General features: G+C 38.7%; 10 protein-coding genes. 1 reads left to right on the forward strand and 9 read right to left on the reverse strand.

Annotated features, from left to right (window positions below):
* Positions 1–10: 10 nt before the first annotated feature.
* On the reverse strand, positions 11–2,386 hold the full coding sequence (locus tag BUA97_RS00895; RefSeq protein ID WP_072995921.1) for a glycoside hydrolase family 127 protein: 2,376 nt from the start codon (positions 2,384–2,386) through the stop codon (positions 11–13).
* Between the two features lie 539 nt (positions 2,387–2,925).
* Between BUA97_RS00895 and BUA97_RS00900 the strand changes: the two genes are divergently transcribed.
* Positions 2,926–3,612, forward strand: coding sequence for an NUDIX hydrolase (locus BUA97_RS00900; RefSeq protein ID WP_072995923.1), 687 nt, complete (start codon positions 2,926–2,928; stop codon positions 3,610–3,612).
* Between the two features lie 3 nt (positions 3,613–3,615).
* On the opposite strand, the gene BUA97_RS00905 is transcribed toward BUA97_RS00900, so the two are convergent.
* The 8 genes from BUA97_RS00905 to BUA97_RS00940 form a co-directional block, all read right to left on the reverse strand.
* Complete coding sequence (locus tag BUA97_RS00905) at positions 3,616–3,969, reverse strand: DUF4260 domain-containing protein (protein ID WP_072995925.1); 354 nt, start codon at positions 3,967–3,969, stop codon at positions 3,616–3,618.
* 57 nt (positions 3,970–4,026) lie between these two features.
* Positions 4,027–4,608 (reverse strand): Crp/Fnr family transcriptional regulator, encoded by a 582-nt coding sequence (locus BUA97_RS00910; RefSeq protein WP_072995928.1) that lies wholly within the window; start codon positions 4,606–4,608, stop codon positions 4,027–4,029.
* Positions 4,609–4,693: 85 nt separating this feature from the next.
* Complete coding sequence (locus BUA97_RS00915) at positions 4,694–6,421, reverse strand: sodium:solute symporter family transporter (RefSeq protein WP_072995930.1); 1,728 nt, start codon at positions 6,419–6,421, stop codon at positions 4,694–4,696.
* Positions 6,422–6,424: 3 nt separating this feature from the next.
* Positions 6,425–7,582, reverse strand: a complete 1,158-nt coding sequence (locus BUA97_RS00920) for an aldose epimerase family protein (protein WP_072995932.1) — start codon at positions 7,580–7,582, stop codon at positions 6,425–6,427.
* Positions 7,583–7,603: 21 nt separating this feature from the next.
* On the reverse strand, positions 7,604–9,100 hold the full coding sequence (gene araA / locus BUA97_RS00925; protein WP_072995934.1) for an L-arabinose isomerase: 1,497 nt from the start codon (positions 9,098–9,100) through the stop codon (positions 7,604–7,606).
* A gap of 111 nt (positions 9,101–9,211) precedes the next feature.
* Positions 9,212–9,910, reverse strand: a complete 699-nt coding sequence (locus BUA97_RS00930; protein ID WP_072995936.1) for an L-ribulose-5-phosphate 4-epimerase — start codon at positions 9,908–9,910, stop codon at positions 9,212–9,214.
* A 363-nt stretch (positions 9,911–10,273) separates the two neighbouring features.
* Positions 10,274–11,971 (reverse strand): ribulokinase, encoded by a 1,698-nt coding sequence (locus BUA97_RS00935; RefSeq protein ID WP_072995938.1) that lies wholly within the window; start codon positions 11,969–11,971, stop codon positions 10,274–10,276.
* Between the two features lie 228 nt (positions 11,972–12,199).
* Complete coding sequence (locus BUA97_RS00940) at positions 12,200–14,182, reverse strand: alpha-L-arabinofuranosidase C-terminal domain-containing protein (RefSeq protein ID WP_072995940.1); 1,983 nt, start codon at positions 14,180–14,182, stop codon at positions 12,200–12,202.
* Positions 14,183–14,270: the final 88 nt, after the last annotated feature.

Here is a 14,270-nt window from a genome sequence, read left to right on the forward strand (position 1 = left end):
GCAGTAATGTTTAGTTTTTATCTGGCGTTTGATTCAGCAATCTCACTTCGATGATTTTCGGTGTTAATGATTTTTCACCTGAATTAAATTTGATGTTCAGGATTTCTTTACGGTTTTCAGATTCAGGAAGCGGAATGAGTAAAGTCTGTGGAGAACCGCCCATTTTTCCTTCGAAATTTTTAGAATAGGTTTTAATTCCATTAATTTCCGCATTCAAAGTACGGTTATTATTGGCGTCAAAGTATGTGATGTAAAGGAATTTTGCATTCTTCTCCTTATTTTTCATCTGATAACTGAACCAGCCTTTTGCCTCTCGAAAATGACGGTCTTCCATATATCCGGTGCTGGAATCTTTGCTGTCGAAAAAGTGGTCAGATTCCGGCTGTTGCTCGCCTAGTTGGATTTTATCCGTCGTAATATTATCCAGTTTTCGGATTTCCGCTTCTTCTTTCGCTTTTTGTTTCTGAATCATTTCGATTTTATCCTGAGTCGCCTGCGGAAAATAAATGATGTATCGTTGCTCGTGAATTTTGTAGAAAGGAACCAGTTTCAATCCTTCAGCAAATTTATTCTGAGGATATAGACCTTTCAGTTTAAATGTCAAATCTTCACCATTCACAGCTTCCAGATGATTAATCACCGCATCTGAACTTCCTAAAATCGTCGGAATATCATTCAGTGGAATCTGTGGTCCGCGCGCAATATGTCCGCCACGGCTGTCATCGGCAAACAATCCGTCCTGATTTTCTGTTCCGTAAGTTGCAGCCAAAACAATTGGACCATATTTAAAAGCATAATAATCAGATTTGTCCGGAAGTTGCTCGGCGGAAAGGTGCATCGGCATTTTCATTTCGACCACATCTCCTTTTTTCCATTTTCTTTTGATATTGATATAACCTTCGGGATCGACAGGAATATTGATATTTTTTGAATTAACAGAAACTGTTATTTGATTAGCATTTGTCCACTCTGGGATTCTCAATTTCAGATTTATTTCAGCATTTGGAGCGAGGTCAAAAATTAATTTTGTAGAAGGCGTTTGAGGAAAATTATTTTCCTGTCTCAGTACCAATTTCTTTTCAGACCATTTTAGAATCGAAGGAATAAAGAGATTGACATACAAATCATTACCTGATTTTGCATAAATCATTTCACCATATTTGGCGTGATTTTCCATTCCGGAACCTACACAACACCAAAAACTGGTTTCCGGCTGAGAATACACTCTGTAATGACCGGGACGCATCGGTGTGAAATAGACAAAACCGCCTTTGTCAGGATTTTGCGTGGACAAAATATGGTTGTACAACGCTCTTTCGTAATAATCCAGATACGATGACTTCGGATTGGTGGCGAAAAGTTCTTTGGTAAGCTTCAGCATATTGTAGGTATTGCAGGTTTCGGGACCTTCGATACTTTTTATCATTCCACTGAAATCATTGATAGAATTAAAATGTTCGCTCACACTGTTTCCGCCGATAATTGCGGAACGTTTTTGAGTAACATTCGTCCAGAAAAAATCTGCAGCACTGCTCCATTCTTTATTCTGTTCAATATCGGCAATTCTTTTGAAACCGATTACTTTTGGAATCTGAGTATTAGCGTGGATTCCTGTGAGTTTATCTTCGTGAACTAACAATGGATTTAAAATTGCCTGATGCGAAAAACGGTGCGCCAGCTTGAGATATTTTTCATTTTTGGTGATGTCATAAACATCGGCAAAAACTTCGTTCAGCCCGCCGTGTTCGCTTTTCAACATTTCCTGAATCTGCTCATCGGAAAGTTGGGAAACTTCATTAGTCATCCAATCCGTCAGTTTGATGAGCATTTTTTTTGCTTTATCACTTCCTGCGTACCAAAATGCGTCTCGTAAACCCGAATAGGTCTTGTGAATATTGTATAACGGAACCCAACGGTCATTCAACCCAAAAGTCGCCGCACGGATATTTCCGCCTGCAATTTCTTTCCAGATTTTTTTGCCGTTCGGAACGCCTGAAATGTAGCCGTTTCCGGAAAGATTTTGGCAACGTTCCAGCTCGTCTATCATATAATCGAGTCGCTGCTTTATTTTTGCATCACCTGTGGAAGCATACAGCAGCGCCAACGCAGAAATATAATGTCCACCGATATGACCGTCCAAACCAGTGTTTTCCCAGTTGGGATAATTTTCTTTTTTAGGATTGAGGCCTGCTTCTTTCAAATAAGGCGCAAGCAAACGGTCTGCATCCAGCGACATGATGTAATTCTCGTCGGTCTGCATCGCTTTGCTGAAAACGCTTTCCGACAAATGAACTTTGTTGAGTGGAAAGTAGCTGACATTTTTCTTCACTTGTCCAAAAGCAAGTGTTCCAAAACTCAAAAATAATATCAGCGATTTTTTAGTCATTAATAAATGTTTATTCAACATTTCTAAAAATAAAGTAAAGAATCTATATAACAAAGAATTTTGTGAAAATGACTTGTGAAAACAAAAAAATAGTTATTTTAAAGTTCTGTAAGAAAGAAAAAAAAACAAAGGCTTATCATAAAAAATAAGATTATTAAAAACAGTGCTTATCATCTATATACATTGAAATCTCCATTATAAAAAATGAATGCAGGGAAAAAATAATCTTTTGAAAAATTACACCAAAAGACTTATCGTAATTTTAAGACTAAGCTTCAGCAATAATTTTCTGTGATATTAGATGATAAGTAAAAAAATATTTAACATATTTTTAACATTCCATTCATTGGTATTTAATGTGTTTTATAAAGAATATGAAAGCAATGTGAACTTTTTTTGTTACCGAAATCCTGCTTCAGAAAGGAAATTTATTATTTCGGATTAAATTTATTATAAAATAAAGTGTAAAAAACACATTTAAATGCCATAACATCATAAAATGAAAGCATAAATACTATAACTTTGTACAAAATAAATCAATGACTCAAGACTATTCTCAATATCCACGCCATTTGGTAGCTGTCGACTGCATTATTTTCGGATTTGACGGCGAAAATCTTAAGATTCTTCTTGTGCAGAGAAATTTTGAACCAAAAATGGGAGAATGGTCGCTTATGGGTGGTTTTATCGGCAATGAAGAAACGTCTGATGAAGCTGCACACCGCGTCCTGAATACACTTACCGGACTGGAAAACATATACCTGGAGCAACTCAATTCATATACAAAAATTGACCGTGAACCGACTGCCAGAATTATGTCGATTTCTTATTACGCTTTGATTAATATTGAAAAGAATATTCGGATCAATAAAAAATACAGTGCGAAATGGTTTGATTTTCAGAATTTTCCAAGCCTTATTTTTGATCACAATGAAATGGTAAAAGATGCAATCCTGCGACTGAGAAGAAGAGCTTCCACAAGACCTATCGGTTTTGAACTTTTGCCGGAAAAATTCACGATGAAGGATTTGCAAAGTTTGTATGAAGCGATTTTCAATGAACAATATGACAAACGGAATTTTATCAGTAAATTTAATGCACTCGATATTCTTATAAAAACCGAGGAAAAAGATATGACGTCATCCAAAAAAGGATCTTTTCTTTACCGTTTTGATGAAGCTAAATATCAGAAAAAACTGGCGGAGGGGTTTATGTTTAAGATCTAAAAGTTACTTTTTTCCCATCGAGCCTAGATGCGTATGTTTGAAACTGTCTTCAAATTTCAATCCGTATCCGAAAATTCTGTCCATCGAAGAATGCGCCCATAAAATAATTCCGGCAAACTCCGCAATCGTAATTTTCAGGCAAAAACCTAGAATCAATACAAGAACTGCAAGCAATTTGTGATGAAAAAAATTGTACATCCAAGCTCCGATTTTTGGATTGATTAAGTAACCCAACATCGAAACGTCCGGAAGCAAAAGGCAAAGCGGGAAAAGCCACCATTGGAATTCCAACTGAGTAAAAAGAAAAATGGCGAAACCGAATTGTCCCACTTCTTCGAGCTGTAACAGATTTTTCATTGTCTTGATTTATGGTACAAATGTCTGAAAATTCATACAACTTCCTCTTGACAAAAATCAAGAATTTTCTGCCTGTCTTTTTCTGATTCTGCTGAAAGTTTCGGGCGTCATTCCCAAAACTGACGCAATATATTGCAACGGAACCTGATTAAATAGTTCTCTGTTCTGCTCAAAATATTGATTATACCGCTCTTCCGCAGTCATCGAAAGATGCGAAAAAACTCGATTTTCCATCATCGCAAAACATTTGATTATAAACTGTTTTTCAATCTCAATCCATTTTGGAAATTTCTGACAAAGTTTGAGATAATCTGTTTTGGAAATAGACAATAATTCGACTTCGGTAAAAGCCTGAATAGTCCATCGGTTGGGTTGATTAAAGAAAAAACCCATCACTTCGGTTATGAAAAAATCTTTTGTAGAAAGCCATTGCGTAATTTCTTTTCCATCTTCCGTTAAAGCAAAAACACGGAGAATTCCAGACTTTACAACACTTAATTTGTCGCACATTTCACCGGAATTGGTGAATATTTTATTCTTATTTAATTTCTCTTCTTTAAAATAAGATTGAATAACCGACAGTTCTTCAGAAGTCAGACACCCAACATATTGTTGAATCAGTTCGTCGAAATTTTTCATTAAAGTCTATCTAAATTTTAATCAAAATTAAACAAAACAGGATACCAAATTGGCATCCTGCATTCATTTTATTATGGCTCAAATTTTACCAGAACCTCACATACAAGGCCGTTAATAAAAGTAAAGTCACAACAATCAAAACTAAAGTTCTGTTATCCACTTTGAACATTGTAGAATCAATTGCGAAGGCTTTCGGATTGACTTTCGGTCCGGTGAGACTTATCAAAATCATTACTACGATTGTGATGAAGAAAGACCATCCCATATTAATCAAAAACGGGATTTCTGTAATCGTATGAACTACGCCTTTTTCCAGTTTTTCATAGGTGAAAGCTGTGTACAACCAGGTTTCTTTGCCGAAAATATCCACAGCAAAACTGTTGAAAAAAATCGCCAGAACGAATCCTAAAATCACGCCGACCAAAGCTGCCGTTCCGGTTGTTCTTTTCCAGAACATTCCCAGAAGAAACATCGCAAAAACACCCGGACTTATAAATCCTGTATATTTCTGGATGAAAGTAAATCCGCCTTCTCCGCCGATTCCTAAAACATCCGTCCACGTAAATGCTAAAGCGACAAACATTGCAATAATAATCGCCCAACGTCCGGTTCTTACCATCTGGATTTCAGTGGCATCAGCTTTCAAATATTTTTTATAAATATCTAAAGTGAAAATCGTAGAAATACTATTCACTTTTCCGGCCAATGACGCCACAATTGCTGCTGTCAAAGCCGCTACAGCAAGACCTTTCAGACCAGTTGGTAAGAATCCTAAAATAGCAGAATAGGCACCATCTTTCACACCATTGAAACCTGGCAAATGTCCTTTTTGATAAAGCACGTAAGCAGCAATTCCAGGCAGCATCACGATGATTGGCATAAATAATTTTAAAAATCCTGCGAACAAAATCCCTGTTCTTGCCGTTTTCAAATCTGCTCCCAATGCTCTTTGCGTAATGTACTGATTACACCCCCAATAATTCAGGTTTACAATCCACTGTCCTGCAAAATACATCGCCAATCCCGGTAAAACCACATATTTCTGAACGTCCAAGTTTTCAGGCATTGCCAAAGTTGTGGTTGTCTTTACAGGCTTTTCCAACATTAATTTAAAATGTTGAGGCGCTTCGTTCATCAAAGTCTGGAAACCTGCAAAAGCATTTCCTACAGCGGCTCCGTTGATTCTTTGGTCAACAATCTGAAGCGCCATGTAAACCGTGGCAAATCCTCCGATAATCAAAACAGCGACCTGAATAACGTCAGTATAACCGATTACTTTCATTCCTCCAAGACCGATTAATAAAGCCATCAGAAGCAATCCAATCATTATGATATGAAGATTGTCGCCACCCAATAAGGTATCAATTGCCAAAGCTCCTAAATAAAGGATTGAAGTAAGATTAACAATCACATATAAAAACAGCCAGAACACTGCCATAATCAGGGAAACCGATTTATTGTAACGGGTTTCCAGGAATTGGGGCATCGTGTAAATCTTGTTTTTAAGATAGATCGGGATGAACCAAACTGCGATGATAATCAATGCAATGGCGGCAATCCATTCGTAAGCTGCAACTGCAACACCCACGAAAAATCCTTCACCGGACATTCCGATGAACTGTTCCGCTGAAATATTGGAAGCAATCAAACTTGCTCCGATCGCCCACCATGTCAATGAACCTTCTGCCAGGAAATAATCTTTACTGCCTGTGGCTGCCGATTTTTTCTTTCTGTAAATCCAGATTCCGTAACCGGCTACCACCACAAAATACACTAAAAATATGATGATATCTATTGTTGCTAAATTTCCCATACTTTATTTTTTAACTGAGAATTTATAAATTGTTTTAGACTGATATTTTTGTCCCGGCTTTAATTCTGTAGAAGGGAAAGAAGCCTGATTCGGAGAGTTCGGGAAATGTTGTGTTTCCAGACAGAAACCTGTTCTGAATTCATTTTTTCCACCTGTCTTATTTTCAAATTTTCCATCCAGAAAGTTACCAGAATAGAACTGGACGCCAGGTTCATCAGTCAAAACTTCCATCATTCTTCCAGATTCAGGATGAAAAACTTTCGCAATGCTTCTCAAACCGCTTCCGTTCAGAATCCAGTTATGGTCATACCCTTTTCCTTTTTTAAGTTGGTCATCTTCTGCATTGATATCTTTCCCGATTGCTTTTGAAGCTGTAAAATCAAATGGAGTTCCTTTCACCGCATTCTGTTCTCCAGTCGGGATCAAAGTTTCATTCACCGGTGTGAATTTATCTCCGTTAATCTGTAATTCGTGGTCAAGAATAGTTTTTGAGAAGTTCCCTGAAAGATTGAAATACGAATGTTGCGTTAAATTCACAACAGTCGGCTTGTCGGTTTCTGCTTCGTAAGAAATTTCAAGCGCATTGTCGTCCGTCAAAGTATACAAAACGATTGTCGACAATTTTCCAGGATAACCTTCTTCACCATCTGCGCTGGTATAAGTCAGTTTCAAAGTCGGGAATTTAGCATCTTTCACCGGTTCGATATTCCAGAATTTGGTATGAAAACCTTGTTTCCCACCGTGAAGACTGTTTGGGCCGTCGTTTTTATCGATGTCATAGGTTTTCCCTTCCAAAGTGAATTTGGCGTTTGCAATTCTGTTTCCATAACGGCCAATCAATGCTCCAAAGTAATAAGGATTTCCATTGAAATAATCTTCAGGTTTTGTAAAACCCAAAACCACATCTTCATATTTTCCGTTTTTGTCGGGAGCGGTAAGTGAAGTGATGATTCCGCCAAAATTAATGACTTCCATCTTCATCCCGTTCTTGTTGGTGAGCGTAAATTTCCTTATAGAATCGCCTTTTGCTGTCACACCATAGTCTGAAACCTGTATATTTTCCATTTGTTCTTTTTGAGGCTGATTATTGTTTTCTTTTTTATTGCATCCGAAAATACTCAAAAACGCAACAATAATCAGGTTATAAGTGATTTTTTTCATAATTTAAATGATTTTGCAAGTTTAGCGATAATAAATCTCATTCCAACGAAGTGTATTCTTAAAATCACGGATTTTCGTGTCTTCATCGATCACCAGAGATTCAATACCTGCAAGCTCTGCAAAATCTTCCAATTGTTCTGTGCTGATGTTCTCACTGTAGCATGTGTGATGTGCTCCACCTGCCAAAATCCAGGCTTCAGCAGCAGTATATAAATCCGGAAGTGGTTTCCAAAGGACTCTCGCAACAGGAAGTTTCGGTAATTCTTCGGTGATTTCCAACGCTCTTGTTTTGTTGATCAGCAGTCTGAAATGATTTCCGAAATCCATCAAAGCGGCATTTAAGGAATTAATATTTCCTCTTGAATTAAATACTAAACGAACCGGATCAGCTTTACCGCCAATTCCCAACGGATGAATTTCACAAGATGGTTTATCTACTGCTAAAACTGGGTCGACTTCCAACATGTGCGAACCTAGAACGGATGGATTTGATGGATTTAAATGGTAGGTATAATCTTCCATAAAAGCGTTTCCACCTTCCAGACCTTGTCCCATTGTTTTCATTGCACGAACTAAGGCAGCCGTTTTCCAGTCGCCTTCGCCGGCAAAACCGTAACCTTTTTGCATTAGTCTCTGAACGGCAATTCCGGGAAGTTGTTCCAAGCCGTGAAGATCTTCGAAAGTATCAGAGAAACCTTTGAAATTTCCGTCTTTCAGGAATTTTTCCAAGCCTAATTCAATTCTTGCTGCCGCTTCAAGCGATTTTCTGTTTGAACCGCCGGAAAGAAGAGATTCTGCCATTTTGTATGACGACTCATATTCTTCCATCAACGATTTGATTTCGCCATTGCCAATTGAATTGACAATGCTTACCAAATCCCCGATTCCCCAGGTGTTTACCGAAAAACCAAACTTGGTTTCCGCTTCCACTTTGTCGCCATCGGTCACGGCAACATATCTCATATTGTCTCCGAAACGTGCGAACTTCGCACCTTGCCAATCGTCCCAACCTGCGGCAACTCTACTCCAATCGCCAATTTGTTTCTGAACCCTTTCTTCAGTCCAATGTCCAACCACCACTTTTCTGTTTTTGCGGAGACGGCTCACCATAAAACCAAATTCACGGTCACCGTGAGCAGCCTGGTTCAGGTTCATAAAATCCATATCCATTGTAGACCACGGAATATCCTGATTGAACTGCGTATGCAGATGCAACATTGGTTTTTGCAAAGCGGTCAGTCCACGAATCCACATTTTTGCGGGTGAAAACGTGTGCATCCAGGTTACAATTCCGATGCAATCTTTTGCGAAATTGGCAGCAGTTAAAGTTTCGAAAATTTCTTCCGTTGTTTTTACCGTTGGTTTTAATACCACTTTTACGGGAATCTGTGAAGAAGCATTTAAAGCTTCCACGATTTTCGCTGAATGTTCTGCAACCTGAGCCAATGTTTCAGGGCCGTATAAATGCTGGCTTCCGGTAATGAACCAGATTTCTTTGGTATTGAGAGGTGTTAGCATATTTTTTAGTTGATTGTTGTTGATTGTTGTTGGTTGATAGTTAATGGATAATTGTAAAAAGTATGATGTACAATGTACTTTTTTACTTTTTACTTTTTACTTTTTCAGAAATTATTGTCCGTAATAAGCGTTTTTGCCGTGTTTACGTTCGTAATGTTTTTTGATTAATGAATCTTTTAATCTCGCCGCATCTGGATTGATTTGTCTTGTTCGATATGCCATTTCTGCAATGGTTTCCAAGACTTTGCTGTTATAAACGGCTTTATCAGCATTTTTTCCCCAAGTGAATGGACCGTGATTTCCGATGAGCACCATTTCCACTTCTTCGTAGGAAAGATTTTTATCTTCAAAGCATTCCAGAATCTGGATTCCGGTATTGAATTCGTAATTGCCCTCGATTAAATCATCGCGCATTGGCGGTGCGCAGGGAATATCTGACGTTAAATGGTCTGCGTGCGTTGTCCCGAAAATCGGAATGTCCATTTGTGCCTGTGCCCAGGCTACGGAATAGATAGCGTGCGTGTGCGAAATTCCGCCGATATTTTTCCAGTTTTTATAAAGATAAGCGTGGGTTTTGGTGTCGGAAGACGGTCTTAAATTTCCTTCGATAACATTGGCATCGTAATCTAAAATCACAATATCTTCCGGTTTCAGTAATTCGTATGGAACGCCGCTTGGTTTGATGGCGAAAATGCCTTTGTCACGGTCAACGGCGCTGACATTTCCGAAAGTGTAAACGACCAGCTTCAAGGCATCGAGCTGCATATTGGCTTCGTAACATTCTCTTTTCAGTTCTTTATAGATGCTCATTTTTATTAAAAGATTGAAGGATTAAATGATTAAAAAATTATTTGTTAGCATATTTTTTTCAGCGAATTGCTCGCAGCCCGGCTTGAACGGAGCTCTTTTTGTGAGGAGGAACGACGAGTAAAAAAGCGGGAGTGGAAGACGGATTAAGCTGCCATAATTATTTTAGTTGTTGGTTGTTGGTTGATGTTTTTTTCATTAATGTAAATATTTAACAGGTCGCCTCTACGAGGCTTGGGTTGCGTATCTATTGGTTTGCTATTAACAGAGCGCTCCTACGGAGCTTTTCTATATCTTAATGACAATTGCCAAAAATGCTATTAACAGTTCGCTCCTACGGAGCTTTTTTGTTTTAACTTCTATCAACTATAAACTGTCAACTATAAACTTCTTTTTAGATTTGATATTATTTTCGGTGAAATCTGCGAGAATCTGATATTGGTTCATCAGTTCTGCGTATTTTTCTACGTGTTCGGTTTGCGGGAAATATTCGGCTTCGAAATCGGAACCCATTTTACGGCTTGCTTCCTGAACACTTGGGTATATTCCAGCGGAAACGGCAGCATAAACGGCTGCACCCAAAGCAGGAGCCTGGTCTGATTCTGCCACGATAATCGGCATATTAAGAACGTTCGCTAAGGTTTGCATAATGAACGGCGATTTTCTGGCAACACCACCAATTCCGATTACTTTTTCGATTTTCACGCCTTCTTCTTCAAAACGGTCTACAATTTTTTTGGAACCGAAACAAATCGCATTGACCAAAGCTTTGAAAATATGTGGTGCTTTTGTTCCCAACGAAAGGTTATTAATCGCCATTTTCAGTTCCTGATTGGCATCGGGCGTTCTTCGTCCGTTGATCCAGTCCAAAGCGATAGGAACTGATTCTGACAATGGAATTTTTTCTGCTTCCTGCGTCAGACTTCTAATCAAATTGTTTTCTAATTCTTCTTTTAATAACTGTTTTTGCTTGTCATCAATGATGTGGGAATTCATCAGAATATTTTGAGTCGGCCACATCAAAATGTCTTTGAACCAAGCCAGAACGTCGCCGAAAGCAGACTGACCAGCTTCCAGTCCCACTAATCCCGGAATCACTGAACCATCGACCTGCCCGCAAATTCCTTTCACAGTTTTGTCACCGATTAGTTCGTTGGGAGCCACCATAATATCACAGGTTGATGTTCCCATAATTCTAATCAGCGTATTCTCCTCGACTTTTGCGCCTACCGCTCCGGAATGTGCATCGAAAGTTCCGACTGCAATTACGGTGTTGGTTGTCAAGCCTAATTTTTCAGCCCATTCTTCATTCAAGTTTCCTGCAACTTCATCAGAAGTGTAGGTTTTGTCGTATAATCTGTCACTAAGCTCTGCCAAAGATGGATCCAACTGACCGAGAAAATCTTTGGAAGGCAGTCCGTCCCACGACTCGTGCCACATAGCTTTGTGACCAGCGGCGCAACGGCTTCTTTTGAAAGTTGTCAAATCCTGATGGTCGGAAAGGAGAAATGTGATGTAATCACAATGCTCCATCCAGCTGTACGCTTCATTTTTCACTTTTTCGTCATCTCTGTTGATGTGAAGAATTTTAGCCCAAAACCATTCGGAAGAATAGATGCCACCTTCGAATTTTGTGTAATCTTCGCCTCCCCAGTTTCTCGCTAAGTGATTGATTTCTTCAGCTTCGTTGATGGAAGTGTGGTCTTTCCATAAAACCATCATTGCGTTGGGATTTTCTGAAAATTCAGGCAAAAATGACAAGGCAATTCCGTCTTTATTGACAGGAAGTGGTGATGAGCCAGTGGTATCGATGCAAATGCTGACGATATGTTCCGGTGCTACTCCACTTTCTTTTACGACAGTGGAAATGGTTTCTTCCAAACCTTCAATATGGTCCAACGGATGCTGGCGAAACTGATTGATTTCCGGTTTACAGAATTTTCCGTCTTTCCACCTTTGGTAGTAACTTACGGAAGTGGCGAGTTCTGCGCCGTTTTCTGTATCAATCAAAACGGCACGAACGGAATCTGTTCCGTAGTCTAAGCCGATAACGTATTTTTTCATTAACGTGGATAATTAATTTTATAAGTTATTTTACAAAATCCTTCGACAAGTTCAGGATGACAACCCTAATATATTTACCATTGTCAGGCTGAGCTTGTCGAAGCCTTTCTGTATGAAAAATTGAGTTCAGTTCTTAATCAGAGTTAAAACAAATATAAGATTCTATTTTAAATAAATGTAATATTTACACTTAATTTTATTTCCTCCTTTATTGATGGTACTTCAAGGTTATTTAATCTTCAAAATAATCAAAGAATTCGCCGGAATATCCACTGAAATTTTTCCTTTTTTCAATACCTGCGTTTCCTCAACAGGTTTAATATTTTCAGTCTGGAAATTATTTTCATCGGAAAGACCAGAAGAAGTCAGGATAATTTTGGTCATCTTATTGCCCGGTTTTATATTTTTCGGATTGATTTCAACCGAAGTTTGCACTGCGTTTGAATTGACAATTTTGATTATGGTTTCGCCATTTTTACTGTCCTTCACTGCAGATGCGTAAAGATTATTCTGACCTGTCAGAACCTTTCCGTTTTCGAAGATTTTAATTAAATCAGTTCCTTTGTTGTTCGAAAATAATTTCTGAACATAATAATTCGGAGTAGCATAAGATTTCAGATTATTAAACCAAATTAAATCTGGCGTCCATTGCCAACCATCTGCGTGCGCCAGAAGCGGCGCGTAGGAAGTCATCGTCACGACATCTGCATTCCTTTCCAGTCCAGTCATAAACGCAGCTTCGGAAAGTGCGGTCTGCCAATTATTTTTGTTATCCGGTTTTACAACACCGACTGATTGCGCGGCGTATTCTCCAGCAAAAACTTTAGGTCCTCTTCGGTCGTATTTATCGTATCGGTCGGCGTTTTTTAAAAACCAATCCGGCGAATTGTAGTAATGTTCATCCACTATTTGTGCATTCAGCTTTTTCAGTTCTTTCCAGCCATAATCGAAAAATTCTCCGTCCGGGGATGGTCCGCTTCCAGAGATGATTTGGATGTTTGGATATTTATCATGAATCGCCGTTTCAAAAACCTTATATCGTTCGATATAATCTTCGCCCCATTGCTCATTTCCAACACCTATGTATTTCATATTAAATGGTTTCGGATGTCCCATTTCAGTTCGGATTTTTCCCCATTTCGTATTGGAATCGCCGTTTGCAAATTCAATGAGATCCAAAGCATCCTGGACATAAGGATTTAAATCTTCCATTTTGACCAATTCTGCGGTATTGAACTGACAAGCCATTCCGCAACTTAAAATAGGAAGCGGTTCTGCGCCTAAGTCTTCCGAAAGCTGGAAATATTCGAAAAAACCAAGTCCGAAAGACTGCCAATAATCCGGTGTTAAACGGTGTGCAAATCCGTTGTTCCACTTGTTGATGAGATTTTCTCTGTCCTCTACTTTTCCGATTGTTTTTTTCCATTGATAACGCTCTGCCAAAGTCCGACCTTCAACTATACATCCGCCGGGAAAACGTAAAAATCCGGGTTGCAGATCATATAATTTCTGAACCAGATCTTTCCGCATTCCGCCTTTTCTTCCTTTCCAGGTGTCTTGCGGGAAAAGCGAAATCATATCCATATTCACCACGCCTTTTCCTGTAAAAGTGAGTTGTAATTTTGCTTTTTCAACCGTTGATTTTGGAGCGAAAACCAAACTGTATTTTTGCCAGCCGCCACCTTTAATAATTGTTGAAACTGCTGAAATTACTTTCCCGTTTTCCTCGACAAGACTTGCGTTGACCGCAGAAATGTTGCCTGAAATGTTTTCTAAATTAAAACTGAAATCATATTTTTCACCCTGATGAAGCCCGATTCCCCGGAAACCTTCATTTTCCAGCGAATAGTTTTTATCATTCCAAACCGTGATTCTTGCGTAGTTTTTATTGGTTTTAGACTTGTCGGTAATAATCGTCAGAAAGCCAGAATCCAGATTTGGAGACAGTGTTTTTGTGTTGGGTTGTTTCCAGCCGGTTAAAGGTTCATCAAACTCAAAACTGCGGTTTTTGATGAGTTCTGCGTACAATCCGCCGTCTGCCGCAAAGTTGATGTCTTCGAAGAAAATTCCGTACATCGTGGGCTGAATTTTGATGTTGGTGGAAGTTCCGTCTAAATCGAGAAAGTGTTTATTTACATTTTCATTTTGAGCAGAAAAGAAGGCTACGCTTAAAGAAAATGTGGTGGCGAATATTTTGGATTTAGTTTTCATTGATTGGTTTTTATCGCAGAGACACTTCGACTGCGCTCAGTGTGACATCTCTAATACTATATTTTTAAACTGACTTTATATGTAAATT

Source organism: Epilithonimonas mollis, from assembly GCF_900142325.1.
Lineage (GTDB): Bacteria > Bacteroidota > Bacteroidia > Flavobacteriales > Weeksellaceae > Epilithonimonas > Epilithonimonas mollis.

What these genes read in the sequence shown, in the direction of transcription:
- BUA97_RS00895 (WP_072995921.1), bottom strand. Translation starts at nt 2,386, where the DNA reads ATGACTAAAAAATCGCTGATATTATTTTTGAGTTTTGGAACACTTGCT.
- BUA97_RS00900 (WP_072995923.1), top strand. Translation starts at nt 2,926, where the DNA reads ATGACTCAAGACTATTCTCAATATCCACGCCATTTGGTAGCTGTCGAC.
- BUA97_RS00905 (WP_072995925.1), bottom strand. Translation starts at nt 3,969, where the DNA reads ATGAAAAATCTGTTACAGCTCGAAGAAGTGGGACAATTCGGTTTCGCC.
- BUA97_RS00910 (WP_072995928.1), bottom strand. Translation starts at nt 4,608, where the DNA reads ATGAAAAATTTCGACGAACTGATTCAACAATATGTTGGGTGTCTGACT.
- BUA97_RS00915 (WP_072995930.1), bottom strand. Translation starts at nt 6,421, where the DNA reads ATGGGAAATTTAGCAACAATAGATATCATCATATTTTTAGTGTATTTT.
- BUA97_RS00920 (WP_072995932.1), bottom strand. Translation starts at nt 7,582, where the DNA reads ATGAAAAAAATCACTTATAACCTGATTATTGTTGCGTTTTTGAGTATT.
- araA (WP_072995934.1), bottom strand. Translation starts at nt 9,100, where the DNA reads ATGCTAACACCTCTCAATACCAAAGAAATCTGGTTCATTACCGGAAGC.
- BUA97_RS00930 (WP_072995936.1), bottom strand. Translation starts at nt 9,910, where the DNA reads ATGAGCATCTATAAAGAACTGAAAAGAGAATGTTACGAAGCCAATATG.
- BUA97_RS00935 (WP_072995938.1), bottom strand. Translation starts at nt 11,971, where the DNA reads ATGAAAAAATACGTTATCGGCTTAGACTACGGAACAGATTCCGTTCGT.
- BUA97_RS00940 (WP_072995940.1), bottom strand. Translation starts at nt 14,182, where the DNA reads ATGAAAACTAAATCCAAAATATTCGCCACCACATTTTCTTTAAGCGTA.